The sequence below is a fragment of the Cetobacterium sp. 2G large genome (assembly GCF_014250655.1).
GTDB lineage: Bacteria > Fusobacteriota > Fusobacteriia > Fusobacteriales > Fusobacteriaceae > Cetobacterium_A > Cetobacterium_A somerae.
On the sequence record NZ_JACHTH010000005.1, the window covers coordinates 594,608 to 614,950 of the forward strand.

General features: G+C 29.4%; 22 protein-coding genes. 16 read left to right on the forward strand and 6 right to left on the reverse strand.

The features are described from left to right. The 3 genes from rpe to H5J23_RS05680 are packed head-to-tail and all read right to left on the reverse strand — an operon-like array spanning nucleotide 1 to nucleotide 2,296. The gene (gene rpe, locus H5J23_RS05670; protein ID WP_170207975.1) at nucleotides 1-642 is read right to left on the reverse strand and encodes a ribulose-phosphate 3-epimerase; all 642 of its coding nucleotides are present in this window, start codon (nucleotides 640-642) and stop codon (nucleotides 1-3) included. A 50-nt stretch (nucleotides 643-692) separates the two neighbouring features. Continuing rightward, nucleotides 693-1,559, reverse strand: a complete 867-nt coding sequence (gene rsgA / locus H5J23_RS05675) for a ribosome small subunit-dependent GTPase A (RefSeq protein ID WP_257162817.1) — start codon at nucleotides 1,557-1,559, stop codon at nucleotides 693-695. 35 nt (nucleotides 1,560-1,594) lie between these two features. Continuing rightward, complete coding sequence (locus H5J23_RS05680; RefSeq protein WP_023049839.1) at nucleotides 1,595-2,296, reverse strand: PASTA domain-containing protein; 702 nt, start codon at nucleotides 2,294-2,296, stop codon at nucleotides 1,595-1,597. Nucleotides 2,297-2,457: 161 nt separating this feature from the next. Here H5J23_RS05680 and hpt point away from each other — a divergent pair, with 161 nt between their 5' ends. From hpt to ilvA, 11 genes are all read left to right on the forward strand, one after another. Continuing rightward, nucleotides 2,458-2,982 carry a hypoxanthine phosphoribosyltransferase gene (gene hpt, locus H5J23_RS05685; protein ID WP_023049840.1) on the forward strand — a complete coding sequence of 175 codons (525 nt, stop codon included), beginning with the start codon at nucleotides 2,458-2,460 and terminating at the stop codon, nucleotides 2,980-2,982. 19 nt (nucleotides 2,983-3,001) lie between these two features. After that, a complete protein-coding gene (gene rsmA, locus H5J23_RS05690) occupies nucleotides 3,002-3,793 on the forward strand; it encodes a 16S rRNA (adenine(1518)-N(6)/adenine(1519)-N(6))-dimethyltransferase RsmA (RefSeq protein ID WP_023049841.1) in 792 nt (263 codons plus the stop codon). An 84-nt stretch (nucleotides 3,794-3,877) separates the two neighbouring features. Further along, the gene (locus H5J23_RS05695; protein ID WP_023049842.1) at nucleotides 3,878-4,117 is read left to right on the forward strand and encodes a DUF4911 domain-containing protein; all 240 of its coding nucleotides are present in this window, start codon (nucleotides 3,878-3,880) and stop codon (nucleotides 4,115-4,117) included. Nucleotides 4,118-4,142: 25 nt separating this feature from the next. Further along, nucleotides 4,143-4,382 carry a KH domain-containing protein gene (locus H5J23_RS05700; RefSeq protein ID WP_023049843.1) on the forward strand — a complete coding sequence of 80 codons (240 nt, stop codon included), beginning with the start codon at nucleotides 4,143-4,145 and terminating at the stop codon, nucleotides 4,380-4,382. 28 nt (nucleotides 4,383-4,410) lie between these two features. Next, nucleotides 4,411-4,926, forward strand: coding sequence for a ribosome maturation factor RimM (gene rimM / locus H5J23_RS05705; protein WP_023049844.1), 516 nt, complete (start codon nucleotides 4,411-4,413; stop codon nucleotides 4,924-4,926). A 10-nt stretch (nucleotides 4,927-4,936) separates the two neighbouring features. Then, complete coding sequence (gene trmD / locus H5J23_RS05710) at nucleotides 4,937-5,656, forward strand: tRNA (guanosine(37)-N1)-methyltransferase TrmD (RefSeq protein ID WP_023049845.1); 720 nt, start codon at nucleotides 4,937-4,939, stop codon at nucleotides 5,654-5,656. Beyond that, the gene (locus tag H5J23_RS05715) at nucleotides 5,653-6,171 is read left to right on the forward strand and encodes a gamma carbonic anhydrase family protein (protein ID WP_023049846.1); all 519 of its coding nucleotides are present in this window, start codon (nucleotides 5,653-5,655) and stop codon (nucleotides 6,169-6,171) included. Before trmD ends, H5J23_RS05715 begins: the two co-directional genes overlap by 4 nt. A 9-nt stretch (nucleotides 6,172-6,180) precedes the next feature. Next, nucleotides 6,181-6,744, forward strand: a complete 564-nt coding sequence (locus H5J23_RS05720; RefSeq protein WP_023049847.1) for an RNA methyltransferase — start codon at nucleotides 6,181-6,183, stop codon at nucleotides 6,742-6,744. Between the two features lie 48 nt (nucleotides 6,745-6,792). Next, nucleotides 6,793-11,073 carry a PolC-type DNA polymerase III gene (locus H5J23_RS05725; protein ID WP_185892102.1) on the forward strand — a complete coding sequence of 1,427 codons (4,281 nt, stop codon included), beginning with the start codon at nucleotides 6,793-6,795 and terminating at the stop codon, nucleotides 11,071-11,073. A 17-nt stretch (nucleotides 11,074-11,090) separates the two neighbouring features. Beyond that, complete coding sequence (locus H5J23_RS05730) at nucleotides 11,091-11,996, forward strand: DMT family transporter (protein WP_370523842.1); 906 nt, start codon at nucleotides 11,091-11,093, stop codon at nucleotides 11,994-11,996. A gap of 83 nt (nucleotides 11,997-12,079) precedes the next feature. Further along, on the forward strand, nucleotides 12,080-13,288 hold the full coding sequence (gene ilvA, locus H5J23_RS05735) for a threonine ammonia-lyase (protein ID WP_023049850.1): 1,209 nt from the start codon (nucleotides 12,080-12,082) through the stop codon (nucleotides 13,286-13,288). A gap of 32 nt (nucleotides 13,289-13,320) precedes the next feature. Here the strand turns inward: ilvA and H5J23_RS05740 are convergent, their stop codons facing one another. After that, on the reverse strand, nucleotides 13,321-13,899 hold the full coding sequence (locus H5J23_RS05740) for a DsbA family protein (RefSeq protein WP_023049851.1): 579 nt from the start codon (nucleotides 13,897-13,899) through the stop codon (nucleotides 13,321-13,323). Between the two features lie 315 nt (nucleotides 13,900-14,214). Between H5J23_RS05740 and H5J23_RS05745 the strand changes: the two genes are divergently transcribed. Continuing rightward, the gene (locus H5J23_RS05745) at nucleotides 14,215-15,300 is read left to right on the forward strand and encodes a succinylglutamate desuccinylase/aspartoacylase family protein (RefSeq protein ID WP_185891269.1); all 1,086 of its coding nucleotides are present in this window, start codon (nucleotides 14,215-14,217) and stop codon (nucleotides 15,298-15,300) included. Between the two features lie 26 nt (nucleotides 15,301-15,326). On the opposite strand, the gene H5J23_RS05750 is transcribed toward H5J23_RS05745, so the two are convergent. Continuing rightward, nucleotides 15,327-16,700, reverse strand: coding sequence for a sugar porter family MFS transporter (locus H5J23_RS05750; protein ID WP_185891271.1), 1,374 nt, complete (start codon nucleotides 16,698-16,700; stop codon nucleotides 15,327-15,329). Between the two features lie 95 nt (nucleotides 16,701-16,795). Next, nucleotides 16,796-17,524, reverse strand: coding sequence for a GntR family transcriptional regulator (locus tag H5J23_RS14325; RefSeq protein ID WP_185891273.1), 729 nt, complete (start codon nucleotides 17,522-17,524; stop codon nucleotides 16,796-16,798). A 228-nt stretch (nucleotides 17,525-17,752) separates the two neighbouring features. Here H5J23_RS14325 and agaV point away from each other — a divergent pair, with 228 nt between their 5' ends. From agaV to H5J23_RS05775, 4 genes are read left to right on the forward strand one after another with little or no spacing between them, the layout of a single operon-like run. Continuing rightward, the gene (gene agaV / locus H5J23_RS05760) at nucleotides 17,753-18,235 is read left to right on the forward strand and encodes a PTS N-acetylgalactosamine transporter subunit IIB (RefSeq protein ID WP_185891275.1); all 483 of its coding nucleotides are present in this window, start codon (nucleotides 17,753-17,755) and stop codon (nucleotides 18,233-18,235) included. Nucleotides 18,236-18,246: 11 nt separating this feature from the next. Further along, a complete protein-coding gene (gene agaW / locus H5J23_RS05765) occupies nucleotides 18,247-19,032 on the forward strand; it encodes a PTS N-acetylgalactosamine transporter subunit IIC (RefSeq protein ID WP_023049856.1) in 786 nt (261 codons plus the stop codon). Continuing rightward, complete coding sequence (locus H5J23_RS05770; RefSeq protein ID WP_185891276.1) at nucleotides 19,022-19,843, forward strand: PTS system mannose/fructose/sorbose family transporter subunit IID; 822 nt, start codon at nucleotides 19,022-19,024, stop codon at nucleotides 19,841-19,843. Before agaW ends, H5J23_RS05770 begins: the two co-directional genes overlap by 11 nt. 20 nt (nucleotides 19,844-19,863) lie before the next feature. Further along, nucleotides 19,864-20,289: a PTS sugar transporter subunit IIA gene (locus H5J23_RS05775; protein WP_185891278.1), complete on the forward strand. Its 426-nt coding sequence runs from the start codon at nucleotides 19,864-19,866 to the stop codon at nucleotides 20,287-20,289. The last annotated feature ends 54 nt before the right edge of the window (nucleotides 20,290-20,343 follow it).

Consider the following 20,343-nt stretch of genomic DNA (forward strand, 5'->3'; position numbering starts at 1 on the left):
TTATCTCTCCTTTAAAGATTTAATTCTCTCCTCATAATTACCAGAGAAAACATAAGAACCAGCAACAAAAATATTAGCTCCAGCATCTATACATTTTCCAATTGTCTCATTTGTTATTCCACCATCTACTTGAATATCAACAGTATTATTTAAATTACGAACTTCTTGAATTTTTTGGATTGAATTTTCAATAAATTTTTGTCCTCCAAATCCAGGATTAACAGACATAACTAAAACCATATCTAAATCATCGATAACATATTTTATCGCTTCAACAGGAGTAGCAGGATTTAAAGATACACCAGCTTTAACTCCAAAAGACTTAATTAATTGAATAGTTCTATGAAGATGTTTTGTAGCTTCAGCATGAACAACAATTATGTCAGCACCGGCTTTAACAAAATCTTCAATATATCTTTCAGGTGCTTCAATCATAAGGTGAACATCAAAAACTAAACTAGTTTTATTTCTAATAGCTTTTATAACAGGTGCTCCAAAAGTTATGTTTGGTACAAACATTCCATCCATAACATCAATGTGTATATAGTCGGCTCCAGCTTTGTCAATTGCTATAACTTCATTGCCTAATTGACTAAAATCTGCTGAAAGAATTGATGGTGCTATTTTGATATCTTTTTTTATCATTTAAAATTTCACTCCTTTGTGTAATAGTTTAAGTAATAATAATTGCTCTAATATTTATTCCAAATTTCATTTTTAGATTTATCATAACAACGTTTGTAAAATTCATATCTTTCTTTTGTAATTTTTCCTGAATCAACAGCAGACTTTATACCACATTGAGGTTCATTTACATGAACGCAGTTATTAAATTTACATCCATCTCCAAATTGATGAAATTCAGGGAAAAGTGATATTAAATCTTGAGCATCGCTAGTAGGAGGCAGATCAACAGATGAAAATCCTGGAGTATCAATAACAAAGCCTCCACTAGGAAGAGTAAGGAGTTTACTATCTCTAGTTGTATGTTTTCCGGCTCTTAATCTTTTGCTTGTCTCTCCTGTTTTTAATTCTTTTGAATCTTGTAATAAATTTAAAATACTTGATTTACCAACTCCAGAAGGACCACCAAAAGCAGTAACTTTATCTTTTAAAAATGCTTTTAATTCGTCCATACCAAGATTTTTGTAAGTTGATATGTAAAAAACTGGAATATCTATCTTAGATAGGTATTCTAAATTAGATTTAATTTCCTCTAATTCCTCTTGTGATAAAAGATCTATTTTATTGATTATTAATACAGGACTGATTTTATTATATAAGCTATTTAATATTAAAATATTTATTTTTTCATAGTCAATAGCGGGATCTTTAGCAGCAAATTGAATAACACCATAGTCGATATTTGCAACTAAAGGTCTTCTTAAAAGATTTTTTCTAGGCTTAACTTCAGTTATAAAGCCATCTGCATCAAAAACAACATAATCTCCCACTGTACAATTTTCCCTTTTGTCTGATCTTTTTAAAATCCCTCTTAATTTACAAAGATATTCTTTTCCTTCACTTTCAATATTATAAAATCCTTGAATTTTATTGATAACAATTCCTTCGATAATAATTCACTCTCCTTCAATTAATAACTAACAACAATATCAATGATAGTTCCAGCAGGGACAGTTTCACCAATATGAGTAGTTTCAACAACAATTCCTTTTTCTAAATTAGGAATTACTTTTTCTTTAACAACGCCAACAATAAGACCTTTTGAAATTAATTCGTTGGTAGCCTCTTCATATGTAAATCCGATTGTATCAGGAACTTCCACAGAAGCTACAGAATTAGAATTACTTAATAAAAGAGATACTCCTTTGTTTTTTTGAGTGTTTTGCCCTAAAGATGGAGTTGTAGCTAAAACAGTATTGTATGGTAAGTTTGAAGATGTATAAGAAACTTTTTTTATTTTAACTCCTTCTTCTTGGAGTTTAGCTGAAACTTCGATAAGGTTTTTATTTGTAAAATCAGGCATAGTATAGTCATCTTTACCTTTGCTTAACCAAACTCTAACAGTTCTTCCTTCTTTTACAATTTTTTCAGGAGCTGGATTTTGTTTGAAGATAGTTCCAATTGGTAAATCAGAAAAATCATTTCCTGCAACGATTACATTTACTTTATCAATAGATGGTATTTTTTCTATCTGTTTTAGATTCATTCCAACAAGATTTGGTAAAGAATAAAAACTTTTGTTAAAATATGTTTTTAAGAATATATTAAAACTAAAAAAACAGATAAAAACAATAAGTATACATGATAGCAAATATGCTAAATATTTTTTCATTTTTCCTCCTAAAGTGGTGCTATGAAATTAAATAATAAAATACTCTAAATACTTATAAAATAATATCATAGTGGCACTAAAATATCAATAATTACTTGATAAATAGTAGCTTAAATGATAGAATATTTTGTAAACTATTATTTGAAAATTAGGAGGGTAAAATGGATTACACAATAGAGAAAATGATTTCTGAGGGTGATTTACAAGCTAGAATAAGAGAGGTTGCAAAAGAGATTGAAAAAGATTATGAAGGAAAAGATCTTATTTGTGTAGGTCTACTTAAGGGATCAATCATGTTCATGGCAGATTTACTAAAGAATGTAGAATTAGATTTGGCTATGGATTTCATGAAAGTCTCTAGTTACCATGGAGGAACTGATAGTACAGGTGTAGTAAAGATTTTAAAAGATGTTGATGAAGATTTAACAGGAAAAGATGTTTTAATTATAGAGGATATAATCGATACAGGTTTAACTTTAGAATCAGTTAAAAAATTCTTAATGTCAAAACAACCAAAATCTTTAAAAGTGTGTTCTTTATTAGATAAACCAAGTAGAAGAAAAGTAGAAATGGTTGGAGAGTATATTGGATTTGAAATTCCAGATGAGTTTGTAGTTGGATATGGTTTAGATTACGATGAGCTATATAGAAACCTTCCTTATATTGGAAAAGTAGTTAGAAAGTAAAAAAGTAAAAGGAGGAAAGATGTCCTTTAAACATAAGAAAAAATTTGGGCAAAACTTCTTAACAGATCAAAATGATGTTTTGAATAGAATTATGGAAGTTTCAGATGTTAAAGAAGATGAGCATATAATTGAAATTGGACCAGGAGAAGGTGCATTAACGGCTTTATTACTAGAAAAAGCTAAAAATGTAACATGTATTGAAATTGATACTGATTTAGAAAAAATACTTACAAAAAAATATGCATCAAATCCTAAATTTAATTTAATAATGCAGGATGTTTTAACAGTAGATTTAAAAAATGTATTAAGTAAAGGAAGAGTGGTTGCTAATATTCCTTACTATATAACATCACCAATTATAAATAAAATCATTGAAAATAGAGATATAATAAGTGAAATGTTTATAATGGTTCAAAAAGAAGTTGCAGAAAGAGTATGCTCAAAATCAGGAAAAGAGAGAAGTGTATTGACATTAGCCGTAGAGTATTATGGAGAAGCAGAGTATTTATTTACAATACCAAAAGCATTTTTTACGCCACCACCAAAGGTAGATTCAGCTTTTATGTCAATAAAGTTTTACAATGATAGAAGATATGAGGATCGAATTTCAGAGAGTCTATTTTTTAAATATGTAAAAGCAGCTTTTTCAAACAAAAGAAAAAATATCATAAATAATCTAACAACTTTGGGATATTCTAAAGATTTTATAAGAGAAAAATTAGAAAAATTAGGAATATCAGAAACAGAAAGAGCTGAAAATTTAACAATTGAACAGTTTATAGATTTAGCTGAGATATTTGAAGAAGAATAAAACTTTTAATAAGTGAGGCATGGATAAAAGAGGGGGTTTCCTAATTTTTGAAAGCCTCCTTTTAGCTTAAATAAGGAGTAAAAAATGGATAGTTATGAATTTAAAATAAAAACAAAACGTGAGGATATAGATTTTATTAATAAAATAATGGAAGCATATGAGGGCGTTGGAATTGTAAGAACAAAAAATGCCGATGAGGGAGATTTAACAATAGTTTCTACAACTGATTTTAAAGAGGATGTTAGAATGATTGTTGAAGATTTAAATAGAAAATGGGTAAAAGCTGAAATAGTTTGGGAAGGACCTTGGTCTGGAGAGTTATAAAATAAAAATTTAGGAGGATAAATTTATGGAAAAATTAGAGTTATTAATTAATTATATTATAGGTGAATTAGTAGAAACAAAAGAGGGAATCAGAATAAGTTATGATTTAATAGATGATACTGTAACATTTAAAGTAAGTGTTGCTCAAGGTGAAATGGGAAGAGTTATTGGAAAAAATGGTTTAACAGCAAATGCAATAAGAGGAGTTATGCAAGCAGCTGGAGTTAAAGATAGATTAAATGTAAATGTTGAGTTTGTAGACTAAAATTTAAAAGAATTAAAGGAGAATATTAATGGAGTTATTATCAGTTGGAAGAGTTTCAGGAACTCATCACTTAAAGGGAGCAATAAAAGTTACTTCAAATATAGATAATTTAGAGATTTTAAGTGGAAATAAAGTTATGATTGAGCTACCATCAGGAGAGGTAAAAATTTTAACTATAAAAAAAGTATCGAGCATGATAGATAAAAAATGGATTGTAGAATTTGAAGAGTTAACAAATAAAACAGATGCTGGTTTAATTCAAAATGGAGTTATAAAAGTAAGAAGAGATCTTTTAGGAATTGAAGAGGATGAGTTTTTAGCTAATGATGTAATGGGAATGAAAGTTATAACAGAAGATGGTGAAAATATAGGTGAAGTTGTAGATATATACGAAACTGCAGCTCATGATATCTATGTCATAGAAGATGAAGAGTTTGAAACAATGATTCCAGATGTAGAAGTTTTTATAAAGAATATAGATTTCAATAAAAGAGAGATATTAGTTTCTTTAATTGAAGGAATGAGAGAAAGAAAGAAAGATTAAGGAGAACGTTGTGAAAATAAATATATTAACACTATTTCCAGAGTTTTTTAATTCTTTTAAAGAACACAGTATTATAAAAAGAGCTGTGGAAAGAGAACAAGTAGAAATTAACATAGTTAATATAAGGGATTTTGCTGAAGGGAAACATAAGCAGTGTGATGATATACCTTTTGGAGGCGGAGCTGGAATGGTTATGAAACCAGAACCATTATTAAAGGCTCTAGAGGGGAATAAAGGAAAAGTTATTTATACCTCTCCTCAAGGTGTAAAGTTAAATCAAGTATTAGCATGTGAGTTATCTACTGAAAAAGAGATAACTATAATAGCAGGCCATTATGAAGGGATAGATGAGAGAGTAATTGATAGCAAAGTGGATCTAGAGATATCTTTGGGTGACTTTGTTTTAACAGGTGGAGAGTTACCAGCTATGGTGATATCAGATGCAATAATTCGTCTTATTCCTGGAGTTATAAAAAAAGAATCTTATGAAAACGACTCTTTTTATAATGGATTATTAGATTATCCCCATTATACTAGACCAGCTGAATATGAGGGATTAAAAGTTCCAGAAGTTTTAATGTCTGGTCACCATAAAAACATAGATGAATGGAGATTAAAACAGAGTTTAGAAAGAACTTTAAAAAGACGACCAGAGCTTTTAAAAGGTAGAGAGTTTAGTAAACTAGAAAAAAAACTTTTAAAAGAGATAAAAGAGGAGCAAGAGATATGATATATAAATTAGGAGAACTAGTTCCAAAAATTGGAAAGAATAACCTTATTATTGATAATGCGACTATAATTGGAGATGTAGAGACTGGAGAAAATGTAAGTATTTGGTTTTCAGCAGTTTTAAGAGCCGATATGAGTAAAATTAAAGTTGGAAATAATTCAAATATTCAAGATAATACAACAGTCCATGGAGATACACCATATCCTGTAATAATAGGTGAAAATGTAACAATAGGACATAACTGTATTATACATGGATGTGAAATAGAAGATAATGTCATAATAGGAATGGGATCAATTTTATTAAATGGAGCTAGAATTCCTAAAAACTGTATCGTAGGAGCAGGAAGTTTAGTCACTGATAAGTTAGAAGCTCAAGAGGGAGACTTAATAATAGGTTCTCCTGCAAAGGTAGTAAAAAAACTTTCTGATAAAAATATAGATTATTTAAAATATGCTAATAAAGTGTATTTAGAAAAAATAGAAATGTACAAAAAATTAGAGAGAATAGGGTAGGTAAGATTAATGAGAAAAGCAATATATTTAGGACTAGTTCACTCACCAGTTTACAATAAAAGAGGAGATATAGTTTGTACGTCAGTAACAAACTTTGATATCCATGATATTTCAAGAACGTGTAGAACATATGATGTAAATCAATATCATATTATAGTGTCTGTAGATGCACAAAAAAAACTTACAGAAAGAATTATTGGATACTGGCAAGAAGGATTTGGAACAGGATATAATAGAGATAGAGAGGAAGCTTTTGGTAGAACAAGGGTTTATGAATCAATAGAAAAAAGTATTTCTGAAATAGAAGAAAGAGAGGGAAAAAGACCTCTAATAATAACAACATCGGCAAAAATATTTCCAAACTCAATAAGTTATAAAAATTTATCTGAAAAAATGATTAATGATGATCAGCCATATTTAATATTATTTGGAACAGGTTGGGGATTAATAGATGAAGTAATGAATATGTCAGATTATATATTAGAACCAATTAGAGGAAATGCAGAATATAATCATTTGTCTGTTAGATCAGCAGTTTCAATAATTTTAGATAGATTATTAGGAGAAAATTAATTGAGAAGAGAAATTAGAATAAGACCTCAAAGAAATATTTTTAAAGATATGGGGATTGAAAATATAGAAATAACAGAGATTGTTTTTAGTGAAAGAAATAAAAAAATGGATCTTATCTGTGTAGTTTCTACTCCTCAAGATTTAAAAGGATTAGATAAGGCTTATGAAAATTTAAAAAAGAAGTTTGGAAATGAGTTAGATATTAATTTCAAAATAGATTATTTAACGAAAGAGATTACAAAAGAAAATTTTTTAGAAATTATTGAAAGAGTTATTGAAAAATTAAAGAGAACTAATGCTATTTCAAAATCGTTTTTATATCTATATAGAATATCTATAAAAAATGAAGTGATTGATATTGAATTGAAAAATGAGATGGCGGTAGAAACACTGTATAGTTCAAATTTAGATATAAAAATACAAACTCTTTTAGAAAACTATGGGATTAGAGGTTTTAGAGTAAATTTCATATCAGGAGATTTTAATAGTGAGATAAAATCTATAGAAACTGAAATAGAAAATAAAATAATAACTTTAAACGCTAAAGTTGCAGAGAAAGTATCAACAGAAAAAGCACCAGCTCCACCAGTTGAAATTAAGTCAGCTGTACCTATGGGAAGAGGTGGATTTAGTAAAAAGAAAGATATAAAAAGTCCAAGTATGCCAATATCAGAATTTAAAGAGCTAATAGAAAATGAGATAGCAGTTGTAGAAGGAGAACTATTTGCTACAGAAGGAAGAGAGTTAAGAACTGGAAAAATTCTTCAAGTTTTAAGAATAACTGATGGAGAAGATTCAATAACAGCTAAAATATTTTTAAATAGTCCAGAAGATTTTGATGTTAAAGTTGGAGATTTTGTAAAAATTAGTGGAAAGAAACAAATTGATAGTTTTGAAAATAATGAAGAGATAATTTTAGTAAATATATTAAATAAGTTGGATAAAGTAAAGTCTAAAAAAATAGATTCAGCTGATGAAAAAATGATTGAACTTCATACTCATACAAAAATGAGTGAAATGTGTGGAGTAGAAGATGTAAAAGGGATAGTTGGAAGAGCCTTAGAATATGGGCATAAAGCTGTTGCAATAACAGATTACGGGGTTGTTCATGCTTTCCCATTTGCATATAAAGCAGCTAAAGGAAAAGATATAAAGATAATCTTTGGATGTGAAATGTATATGGTAGATGATACACAGCCAATGGTTCAAAATGCTAAAGATGTTTTGATAGATGAGGAAACATACGTTGTATTTGACTTAGAAACTTTAGGTTTAAATTCTCATAAAAATGAAATTATAGAGATTGGAGCTGTAAAGTTACAAGGAAGAAGAATAGTAGATAGATATTCACAGCTTATTAATCCAGGAAAAAAAATACCAAAGAAAATTCAGGACATAACAGGAATTGATGATGCGTTAGTTGAGAATATGCCAACCATAGATAAAATATTACCAGATTTTATGGAGTTTATAGGGGATGCTACTTTAGTAGCTCATAATGCACCATTTGATATGGGATTTTTAAAAAGAGATATAAAAAAATATATGGAAATAGATTATAATCCAGCTGTAATAGATACCTTGCAAATGGCTAGAGATTTATATCCTGATCAAAAAGGATACGGATTAAAACCTATGACAAAATTTTTAAAAGTAGCTCTTGAAAATCACCATAGAGCTGTTGATGACTCGCAAGCTACAGCAGCTATGTTTGCTATATTCTTAGAAAAGTATCTAGAAAACGGAGTTACAAATCAGTTGGATATGACAGGAGCTTTTTCTTTGAATTATAGAAAACAGGACATAAGAAACGTAATGGTTTTAGTTAAGGATTTAGTAGGACTAAAAAATCTATATAAATTAGTTTCACAGGCACATATTGATTATTTTGGAAGTAAAAAACCAAGAATTTTGAAAACTGTTTTAAATGAAAATAGAGAAGGATTGATTATTGGAGCTCCAACTTCAATTCATTTTTCTAATAGTGGAGAGTTATCCGAAGCATATTTTAGAAATGATTTATCAAAAGTTGAAAGATTAATTGATTTTTATGACTATATTGAACTTCAACCTAGAATTGGATTCTCAGAATTTTTAGATAATGATGAAACTGGAGCTATAGCTTCTTTCAAAGATGTTGAAAAGATGAATAGATATCTTTATGATTTAGGAAAAGAAAGAGGAAAGTTAGTTACGGGATCATCAAATGTGCATTATTTAGAAAAAGAGGATCATAAAATAAGATCAATACTTCTTTATGGAAGTGGAAGTGTATTTAGAGAAAACCAATATAGAGTAGACAATGGTTTTTATTTTAGAACTACTGATGAGTTATTAGAAGAGTTTAATTATTTAGGAGAAGATGTGTCTAAAGAAATTGTTGTTGAGGCAACAAATAAGTTAAATGAGATGATTGAAAAAGTTCAACCTATCCCAAGTGGATTTTATCCGCCAAAAATAGACAATGCAGAAAATATAGTTAGAGAAATGACCTACACAAAAGCTTATGAGCTATATGGAAATCCTTTGCCTGAAAATGTTGAGGCAAGAATAGAAAGAGAGTTAAAAGCAATTATAGGAAATGGATTCTCAGTATTATATTTATCAGCTCAAAAACTAGTTAAAAAATCTTTAGATAATGGATATTTAGTTGGATCAAGAGGATCAGTAGGTTCATCAATTGTAGCTTATATGATGGGAATAACAGAGGTTAATGCCCTTTATCCACATTATTTATGTACTAATCCAGAGTGTAAACATTCAGAGTTTATTGAAAGAGAAGGAGCTGGGGTTGACTTACCAGATAAAATTTGTCCAAAATGTGGGATACAAATGAAAAAAGATGGACACTCAATTCCGTTTGAAGTATTTATGGGATTTAATGGAGATAAGGTTCCAGATATAGATTTAAACTTTTCAGGAGAGTATCAATCGGAAATTCATAGGTATTGTGAAGAGTTATTTGGAAAATCAAATGTATTTAAAGCTGGTACAATTTCTACTTTAGCAGAAAAAAATGCTGAAGGTTACGTAAGGAAATTCTTCGAAGATCATAGTATATTCTCAGGAAGAGCCGAAGTCATGAGAATGGCCCAAAAATGTGAAGGAGCTAAAAAAACAACAGGACAGCATCCAGGAGGAATGATTGTAGTTCCTCAAGGTAATTCTATATATGAATTTTGTCCAGTTCAAAGACCTGCAAATGATCAAAATAGTGACTCAACAACAACTCATTATGACTATCACGTAATGGACGAACAATTAGTAAAGTTAGATATATTAGGGCATGATGATCCTACTACAATAAAGATATTACAAGAGTATACGGGAGTTGACGTTTATGATATACCTTTAGGAGATCCTGAAACATTGAAAATCTTTTCAGGAACAGAGGCGTTAGGTGTTACTCAAGAGGAGATAGGTTCAGTTGTAGGAACATATGGAGTTCCAGAATTTGGAACAGGATTTGTTAGACAAATGTTAGTTGATACAATGCCGACAACTTTTGCAGAATTAGTTAGAATATCAGGGTTATCACATGGAACAGATGTATGGCTAAATAATGCTCAAGAGTTTGTAAGAGAAGGAAAAGCAACTTTATCTCAAGTAATATCGGTTAGAGACGATATTATGAACTTCTTAATAGATCAAGGTATTGAAAAAGGAACTGCTTTTAAAATTATGGAGTTTGTAAGAAAAGGGCAACCAAGTAAAAATGTTGCACAGTGGAAAGAGTATTCTGACTTGATGAAAAGTCATGGGGTTCCAGAGTGGTATATAGAATCATGTAGAAGAATAAAGTATATGTTTCCTAAAGGACACGCGGTAGCATATGTTATGATGGCAATGAGAATAGCTTATTTTAAGGTTCATTATCCATTGGCTTTCTATGCAGCATACTTAAGTAGAAAAGTTGAAGATTTTGATTTTGAATTAATGAATGATTTAGTAAAAGTTAAAGAAAAAATTCAAGAATTAAATAGAGAACCAAAGCTTGATGTTAAGAAAAAAGCTCAATTAGCAGTGTGTGAAATAATAGTAGAAATGCATGCAAGAGGGTTTGAATTTTTAAATTTAGATGTTTATAAATCTCATGGTTCTAAGTTTATAATAGAAGACGGAAAGATAAGAGTTCCATTAATGGGATTAAATGGATTAGGAGCATCAGTAATGGAAAATATAGTCAGAGAAAGAGAGCTAGGAAGATTCATATCTTATGAAGATTTTAAAAGAAGAACCAAAACATCTCAAACAACTGTAGATAAGTTAAAGGAATTTAATTGTATAGAGTCTTTAAGTGAAACAAATCAGACGACTTTATTTTTCTAGGAGGAAAAGTGTTTAATATAAAAAAGCAATATTTAGGAGCAGGGTTAGTTTGCTTAGCAGCAACAATGTGGGGATTTGACGGAATAGTGTTAACTCCTAGATTATATCAATTAAACGTAGCATATGTTGTATTTGTGTTACATCTACTACCTTTAATAGGTATGAGTATTTTATTTGGAAAATCTGAAATTACAAATATAAAAAAATTGAGTAAAGAAGATTTATTTTTTTATTTTTTAATAGCTTTATTTGGAGGCACTTTAGGAACGTTATCTATAGTAAAAGCTTTATTTCTAGTTAACTTTAATCACCTCACAGTGGTTACTCTTTTACAAAAGTTACAACCGGTTTTTGCGATATTTCTTGCTAGAATTTTACTGGGAGAAAGAGTAGGAAAAAACTTTGTATTTTGGACTATAGCCGCATTAATGAGTGGATATTTATTAACGTTTCAGTTCTCTTTACCTCATTTTGAAGTTGGAGATAATATAGGTTTAGCAAGTATTTATGCTATTTTAGCTGCATTTTCTTTTGGTAGTTCTACAGTATTTGGTAAAAAAATATTGGCTCACTCTACTTTTAGAACAGCTCTATATACAAGATACTTATTTACATCAATTATAACTGGTTTAATAGTTATAGCTAATGGAAATTTAGGATGGTTTCTAAAAACAACTCCTCATCAATGGATGATTTTTGTTATTATAGGCTTAACAACAGGAAGTGGAGCGGTGTTGCTTTACTATATAGGACTTAGATATATAAAAGCAAATATTGCAACTATGTGTGAGCTATGTTTCCCAGTCTCTTCAATAGTATTTGATTATATTTTTAATGGAAGATTATTATCTCCAGTTCAATTTATGAGTGCTGGTATATTATTATTTACAATATATAAAATTACAAGAAATCAAAAAAATTAAAAAAATCTTGAAAAAAATGTTCTAAAAATATATAATAAAGTTGTAAAAAGTTATATAATAATGAAATTTGGAGGGGTTAAACCGTGGATTGTAATTTTACCTTAGAAGATATATTAAAGGCTAATGAAACTATAAAGGATTCATTAAAGAGAACACCTGTAGTAGAGTGTCCAACTCTTAGAGAGATGACTGGAAATGCAGTGTATTTTAAGTTAGAAAATCTTCAAAAAACAGGTTCGTTTAAATTAAGAGGAGCTTTAAATAAAATAGCAAGTCTTTCACCAGAGGAAAGAGCAGCTGGTGTTATAGCTTCTTCAGCAGGAAATCACGCTCAGGGAGTAGCACTAGGAGCTGCAGCTCAAGGAATAAAAGCTACAATAGTTATGCCAGCAACAGCTCCATTAGCAAAAATTGCAGCTACAAAATCGTATGGTGCAGAGGTAATTTTAGAAGGTGAAGTTTATGATGATGCTTACAGAAAAGCTTGTGAAATTCAAAAAGAAACTGGAGCCACTTTTTTACACCCTTTTGATGATAAATTTGTAATGGCAGGACAGGGAACAATTGGATTAGAGATATTAGAGGACATACCTGATGTAGATATTGTTTTAGTTCCTATTGGAGGAGGAGGAATTATTGGTGGTATAGCAAAAGCTATAAAATCATTAAGGCCAGAAGCTAAAGTAATTGGAATTGAAGCAGCTCATGCAGCTTCAATGGCAGAAGCTGTTGCTATGAAAGAAATCTGTGAAATTTCAACAAAACCAACAATTGCAGATGGAATAGCAGTAAGAAAAGCAGGATGTGAGCCATTTAAAATAGTTCAAGAATGTGTTGATGAAATAGTAACTGTAACAGAAGATGAAATAGCAAAAGCGATACTATTTCTTATGGAAAAAAGTAAAGTTGTAGCTGAGGGAGCAGGAGCTACTACAGTTGCAGCAATTTTAGCTGGAAAAATAAAAGCTGAAAATAAAAAAGTTTGTGCTGTAATATCAGGTGGTAATATTGATATTAACCTTGTTGAAAGAGTTTTAAATAAGGCTCTTATACTTGAAGGAAGAAGATTTGCATTTTCAATAGAACTTTCAGATAAAGTTGGAGAGATGGCAAAAGTTGTGGCTACTATTTGTGAAATGAATGCAAATATTTTAAGTATAAATCAAACTATGTATAGTCAAAATTTAGGAATAACTTCTCAAGAAGCAACTTTTGTATTAGAATGTTTCGATAAACAGCACCAAGAAAAAGTAAGAGAAAAATTAACAAATATGGGTTATAGAATGTATTAAAAAAATGGCTATCTTTTAGATAGCCATTTTTACTATTTTAATAATTCTAACCATTTTTCAGTTGTTCTAGGAAAAGTTTCAAGTTGAGTATCATCGATGTAGAAAGTAGGTACAACGTCAAAATCAAATTCAGAAACTTCAGCATTTAGTTTTTGATGAGCTTCTTTAAATTTACCAGATAATAAAGCGTCAGCAAATTCAAATTTGGGTATTAATAAATTATCAGCAATTTCAATTAATATTTCAACGTTTCCGATATCTTTATTATGTAGCCAATATGCTTCTAGAACTGCTCTAACATATTCAATTCCTTTGTCATATTTTTCAGCGATATATATTCCTTCAAAAGCTAATGCTGTTCTAGGTTTTGGACTGATTGTTGGAAAATTAACTTCAATATTTTCCTGTTTTGCCCAATTAACTATATTTTTTTCAAAATATTCTTTGCTAGCTTCGTTAACTATAGGTTGTGGTTTCGGTTCAGGTGAAAGCTCATAAGGAAAAAATCTAAATTCTGGTTTTAAATTTTTTTCTTTTAAAGCTTTTTCTAAAATTTTTTCTCCAACATAACAATATGGACATACAAAATCTAAAATTATTGATATTTTCATAACTTCCTCCTTAAATAATTACAATTATATTACTACTATTACAAAACATCAATCTAAATCCTTTTAAAAAATAAAAAATAGTTGCATAAATGTTTTATTTATAGTATACTCCTTCTAACAATAGAAGAGAGGTTAGTTCACTTCCATAAAAGGAGCCTAAGGCCGACGGCGATGATCTTTATGACCCTGTGAATTAAGTATTGTGACGCTGCCATAACAATACGCTTATTAGTTTATAATTAAGTTCTCGAAGGCATACCAATTTTGGTATGTCTTTTTCTTTTGGGGTAGACATTAAAATTTGGGAGGATATAAATGTCAAAAACTTTTTTATTAACTTTTTTATCATTAACTACACTAGTACTTGCTAAAACTGAGTATACTGGAGGAAAATATCTTGGGAAAGATGTAATAACAAACTTAGATGTAGAGGATTTAGAGGATGGAAAAACATATGAATTTTTCTTTGAAGGAACAGAGAATAGTTTAGGAAATCCATGGTATATTCCAGTTACAGTAATTAAAGGAGAAAAATCAGGTAAGAAATTTTTAATTAATTCAGGTGTTCATGGAAATGAATTAAATCCGATTTTAACTACTTATAAGATAAAAGAGAAATTAAAACCACAAGATTTGAAGGGAACAATAACAATAGTTCATGGAATGAATATACCTGGATTGTTAAATAATAATAGAGGTTATATATTTGGAGGAGGTTCTGAAAGCACATCAGATTTGAATAGACAAATGGATTCGGGAAAGACAGCAACATCAGACCAAAAATATTCAACATTACTTTGGAATAATTTATTATCAAAAAATGCAGATAAAGTAATTGATTTACACACAAGTGGAAAAGGAAGTAAATTCCCATTATTTGTTTATGCTGACTTTAGAAATCCAGATATTAAAAAGATGGCAGAATTAACAAGAGCAGATATTGTAAAAATGGATAATGGGGAAAAGGGTTCTGTGGAAACATCATTTGTAGAGTTGGGAATTCCAAGTATTACTTTTGAATTGGGATCTTCAGAAACACAAGAAGCTTTAATAGTAGAAAGAGCAACAAATGGAGTCATAAATAATCTTATTTATTGGGATAATTTAAGTGGAAAAAAAATAACACCGGAGACAGAGACATTTTATGGAAATTCATGGAGTCGTATTCGAGCTGAAAAAGGTGGGTTTGTAGAAACAAAAGTTAATGTAATGGATAAAGTAAAAAAAGGAGATATTTTATTTACTCAATATGATGCTTTTGGAAAAGTTTTAAAAAATTATGAAGCACCGAATGATGGAGTAGTAGCAAGTGTAAAAGATTATCCTTTTAGTGAGCCTGGGGACTCTTTAGGAAGAGTTATAGAATATGATTCAAAAGATAAAGATCAAATTTTAAAATAAATAAAAATGGGCTAATTAGCCCATTTTTATTCCCAATCACCTTTTGTTTTCCAATAATCTGCAATCTCTTCAAGTGTTTTATCTTTTGTTTCGGGAAGAAATAAAATTATAATAAAAAATATTAACATAGAGACAGAAAAAATGATAAATGAAATTGATCCATGAAATTTTTCTGTTAAATATATATTGGCATTTAAAAGAGGAAAAGAGTAAATGATTGCTGCATCAGCAATCCAATTTATCATACCAGTAAGAGAGCTTCCTTTTGATCTAATAACAGTTGGAAGAACTTCAGATATATAAACAGTAAGCATAGCACCAGCAGATATAGTAAAGAAAAAATTATAAATATATATAAAATAAGATAAATCTAATCCAATTTGCGTTTCATATAAAGAATAAGCAATAAACGCTTCCGAAAAAAACATTCCTGCTGCACCAATAAGTAAAAGGATTTTTCGACCCATTTTATCGGCAAATGTAACTACAAAAATAGCACCTAATAATTCTGAAACACCAATAAATATACTTTGAAAATAAGCCAAACTAGGAGTGTCACTAGAAATGGTTGCAAATATTTTTTGAGCATAATATGTGATAGCATTTACTCCAGAAAGTTGTCTAAATATTGGGAAAATAATACAAAGAGTTAAAGCATAAACAAGACCACCACGAATTTTTATTTTTTTTCCAGATATTTCTGGAGAGTTATTGGTAAGCATTTCTGAAAAAACTATATTTACCCGTTCTTTCGAATTAATAAAAGCTTCCAAGCTTTCTTTCGCTTCTTCAACTCGACCTTTAATTATAAGCCAACGAGGACTTTCAACAAGAGTGAGCATGCTAAATAGCATAATAATTAATAACGCAATTTCAATAAAAATTAGAACTCTCCATCCAAATTTAATATTCCATTCTAAAGAAAAATGATAGTTAAATATAAATCCAATAGTATAGCCTAATATTAATCCAAAAGCTAAAAGCAGTTGACGAATAGAGCCTGCTCGACCTCTTTTAGGAGCAGGTGCGACTTCTGTAATATACATTGGAGCTGCAACAAATATTAATCCAATAGAAAAACCAAAAACAATTCTTCCAATATAAAAAATAGTAATAAATGGGGCGAGTGAGGCAAATAAAAGACCAATTATTCCAACGATAACTCCATAAATCATTGTTAGTTTCCGTCCGATTTTATCACTAAAATATCCTGCAAGTAAACTTCCGAAAAAGTTTCCAATAAGAGATATGGCAACAAGAATTCCGACTTGACTAGGACCTAATTTAAAATATGGTTGAATATATTTAACAGATCCTCCCAAATTAGCAGAATCATATACAAATATAAATCCAGCCATACCAACAATAGAGGCTACAGTGTATATATTTTTATTCTTCATTTAATATCCTCCTTAAAAAACCATAGAATTAAGACTAAAATATAATGGTTTTACAAGTAAAAACATATAAATCCTTGAAGAAGTAAAAATATATTTTAAATAAAATTATTTAGACGAACCTTATATTTAAAACTATTTCCTTTAACTATTGATTTTGTATATTCAATAATACTATTTTTTTCAAATGTATATCTTTCGAGAATCATACCACAATCACCAGGAACTGCGTTTAAAAATAAACTATCATTTTCATTTAAAATACAAGGTGAAAAAGTTTCTTCAGCATATGAGATAGAAACATTATGTTTATTTTTCATGAGATTATACAGTCCGTTTAATTCAATATCACTTTCTAAAATTTCCTCAAATCTCCATTGAGGTAAGTATGTTGTCTCATACATAAGGGCCTCATTATCAGCCAAACGAACTCTATTTAAAATAAAAATTTTATCATTAGGATGTATGTTTAGTTTTGCAGCTATGACATTTCCAGCTTCTTTTAAAATTAGATTTAGAATTTTATTTCCAGGAATTTTACCTAATTTAATCATTTCATCACTGAAGGAATAAAAACCATTCAAATCTTGATTTATTTTGTGAGTTGATACGAAATTTCCTTTTCCATGTATTTTATAAATATCTTTTTGTTTCTCAAGTTCAGATAAAGCTTGTCGAACAGTAGCTCGACTAATATTAAAAGTTTCTGATAACTCCCTTTCAGAAGGAATTTTTTCGCCTTCATTGTATGTACCAGATTTTATTTGTTCTAAAATGATTTCAACTAGCTGTAAATAAAGTGGTGTTGTAGAAGATTTATCAATCACTATAGTACCTCCCTAATAAAGTTTAATTTTTTCAAATTATATCAAAGTTATAAGAATTTGTCTTGAAAAAAATATTTTTGAAATTTTTTTTATAAAATATAGGGTAGAGAGATATATGAAAAAATAAAAAAATAAAAGTAGAATCCATTATTGACAATGAAAAAAAATGAGGTATACTCGTACCAATAAAAGTGGTACGTACAAAAAATAAAAAAGAGGGGTGTTTTTATGCCGGAACCAAATATTGTTTTAGTGAGAATTGATAACAGATTGATTCATGGTCAAGTTGCAACTGCGTGGGCACAACATTCAGGAGCTAATTTATTATTAGTTCCAAATGATGATGTAGCACAAAATTCTACGAGACAAAGTCTAATGAATTTAGCTGCACCGAAAGGAGCTCAAACGAGATATTTTTCTATTCAAAAGACTATAGATATTATCCATAAAGCTGCACCGAGGCAGCTTATAGCAATAATAGCTGAAACACCTCAAGATGTATTAAAGTTAGTTGAAGGGGGAGTGCCAATAAAAAAAGTAAATATTGGAAATATGCATATGGCTGAGGGAAAAAAACAAATATCTAAAGCTGTTTGTGTAGATGAAAATGATATATCAACATTCAAAAAATTATCAGAATTAGGTATTGAATTGGAAATTCAAAGAGTTCCAACAGAAGGAAAGGAAAATATTCTAGAATTGATAAAATAGGAGGGGTGTAGATGTTATTAAAAGCTTTTTTAGTTGCCATTTATGCGGGATTAGCTGGAATAGATTTATTTGATGGACTATCACATATTCATAGACCATTAGTAAGTGGATTAATAGTGGGGTTGATTTTAGGTGATATGAAAATGGGATTAATTGCAGGAGCAACATTAGAACTAGTTTGGATGGGAGCTGTTCCTGTTGGTGGAGCTCAACCACCAAATGTAGTTGTAGGAGGAATAATTGGATCAGCATTTGCAATTATGGCCAAGCAAGATCCTACTGTTGCTGTGGGGATTGCAATTCCTTTTGCAGTAGCAGTTCAAGCATGTATAACGCTATTATTTACATTTTTTTCTCCAGTTATGCATAAGGCAGATAAGTATGCAGAAAGTTGTGATACAAAAGGAATAGAGAGAATAAACTATTTAGGAATGGGGATTTTATTTATTTTTTACTTTACAGTAGTATTTTTACCAATATCAATAGGAGCAGAAGCAGCTCAAGGAATAGTTTCTTTATTACCACCGTGGTTAATTAAAGGATTTGGAGTAGCTGGTGGAATGATGCCAGCAATAGGATTTGCTCTTTTATTAAATATAATGTTTAAAAAAGAATATATAATATTCTTTGTATTAGGGTTTATACTAGCAACATATTTAAATTTACCAGTAATAGCCATTGCAGCAATAGGATTCATAATAGCTATATATGATTATCAGAAGAGTAAAAGTGTTGATAAAATTAAGGGATTATCTTTAACATCTTCTACAGAGGAGGATTATAGCGATGGAATATAATAATAATGGATATGTAGATAGTAGTCAAGAAAAAGTTATAACAAAAAAAGATTTAAATCATATGGTTTGGAGATCATTTTTATTACAAGCATCATTTAACTATGAAAGAATGCAAGCATGTGGATGGTTATATAGCATGATACCAGCATTGAAAAAAATTCATAAAAATAAAGAGGATTTATCTAGATCAATGAAATTACATATGGAGTTTTTCAATGTTCACCCATTTCTGGTAACTTTTGTACAGGGAATTGTAACAGCAATGGAAGAAAATAAAGAGAGTCAAGAGGCTATACGGGGAATTAAAATTGCACTAATGGGACCTTTAGGTGGAATAGGAGATGCTTTATTTTGGTTTACATTATTGCCAATAGCTGCGAGTATAGGAGTTTCATTATCTTTGGAAGGAAGTATAGCAGGACCTATTATTTTTCTATTGATATTTAATTCGGTTCATATTTTCTTAAGATTTTTCTTAATGCATTATTCTTATAAAATGGGAGTAGAGGCTATAGAAAAATTACAAGGAGATACAGAGTATGTAACAAAAGGTTCGTTAATATTAGGTTTAACAGTTGTAGGTGGATTGATAGCTTCTTTTGTTAGATTAAACATACCGTATGTTATAGAAATGGGTAGTACAACAGTAAATATTCAAACAGATGTAATTGATAAAATAATGCCAAATATGTTGCCTTTACTGTATACTCTTCTTATGTTTTATTTATTAAAGAAAAAGAAAACACCAATAACATTGATTATGTTAACATTAGCTATTGGAATAATAGGAAGTTTGATAGGAATACTTTAAAAAATTACAGGGAGATGAGTATGTTTAAAATTATTGTGAGTGGACATGGAGAGTTTGCTTCTGCTATTGAAAAAACATTAGAATATATTATAGGTAAACAGGAAAATATAGATTATGTAAATTTTAACAATGGAATGGGAACTATAGAGTTGGAGGAGAAGTATAGAGAATCTATTTTAAAAAATGAAGATAGAGAAACTCTTTTTTTGACAGATTTAGCAGGTGGAACTCCGTTTTCAACAGCGGTAACTTTATCTCAAAATATGAAAAATATATATGTACTAGGTGGCATAAATATTCCTACAATTTTAGCAGCAATAGAATATAGAGATGAAGAAAGTCTTGAAAAAGCAGTAGGTGATATAATCAATCATGGGAAAGAATCTTTAGTTATGTTTCAAAAACAAGAGCTAAATGATAATTTTCAAATTGAAGATGGAATATAGTATTAAAAAGTCTTAGAAATTTTCTAAGACTTTTTTCATAAAAATAATTGACAA

Bases quoted from the DNA above. Each gene is read 5' to 3' on its own strand.
- rsmA (WP_023049841.1), top strand. From the start codon at position 3,002: ATGTCCTTTAAACATAAGAAAAAATTTGGGCAAAACTTCTTAACAGAT.
- agaW (WP_023049856.1), top strand. From the start codon at position 18,247: ATGTTATTAAAAGCTTTTTTAGTTGCCATTTATGCGGGATTAGCTGGA.
- H5J23_RS05740 (WP_023049851.1), bottom strand. From the start codon at position 13,899: ATGAAAATATCAATAATTTTAGATTTTGTATGTCCATATTGTTATGTT.
- H5J23_RS05720 (WP_023049847.1), top strand. From the start codon at position 6,181: ATGAGAAAAGCAATATATTTAGGACTAGTTCACTCACCAGTTTACAAT.
- H5J23_RS05695 (WP_023049842.1), top strand. From the start codon at position 3,878: ATGGATAGTTATGAATTTAAAATAAAAACAAAACGTGAGGATATAGAT.
- H5J23_RS05745 (WP_185891269.1), top strand. From the start codon at position 14,215: ATGTCAAAAACTTTTTTATTAACTTTTTTATCATTAACTACACTAGTA.
- hpt (WP_023049840.1), top strand. From the start codon at position 2,458: ATGGATTACACAATAGAGAAAATGATTTCTGAGGGTGATTTACAAGCT.
- H5J23_RS05750 (WP_185891271.1), bottom strand. From the start codon at position 16,700: ATGAAGAATAAAAATATATACACTGTAGCCTCTATTGTTGGTATGGCT.
- H5J23_RS05725 (WP_185892102.1), top strand. From the start codon at position 6,793: ATGGGGATTGAAAATATAGAAATAACAGAGATTGTTTTTAGTGAAAGA.
- H5J23_RS05700 (WP_023049843.1), top strand. From the start codon at position 4,143: ATGGAAAAATTAGAGTTATTAATTAATTATATTATAGGTGAATTAGTA.
- H5J23_RS05775 (WP_185891278.1), top strand. From the start codon at position 19,864: ATGTTTAAAATTATTGTGAGTGGACATGGAGAGTTTGCTTCTGCTATT.
- agaV (WP_185891275.1), top strand. From the start codon at position 17,753: ATGCCGGAACCAAATATTGTTTTAGTGAGAATTGATAACAGATTGATT.
- rimM (WP_023049844.1), top strand. From the start codon at position 4,411: ATGGAGTTATTATCAGTTGGAAGAGTTTCAGGAACTCATCACTTAAAG.
- H5J23_RS05770 (WP_185891276.1), top strand. From the start codon at position 19,022: ATGGAATATAATAATAATGGATATGTAGATAGTAGTCAAGAAAAAGTT.
- H5J23_RS05680 (WP_023049839.1), bottom strand. From the start codon at position 2,296: ATGAAAAAATATTTAGCATATTTGCTATCATGTATACTTATTGTTTTT.
- H5J23_RS05715 (WP_023049846.1), top strand. From the start codon at position 5,653: ATGATATATAAATTAGGAGAACTAGTTCCAAAAATTGGAAAGAATAAC.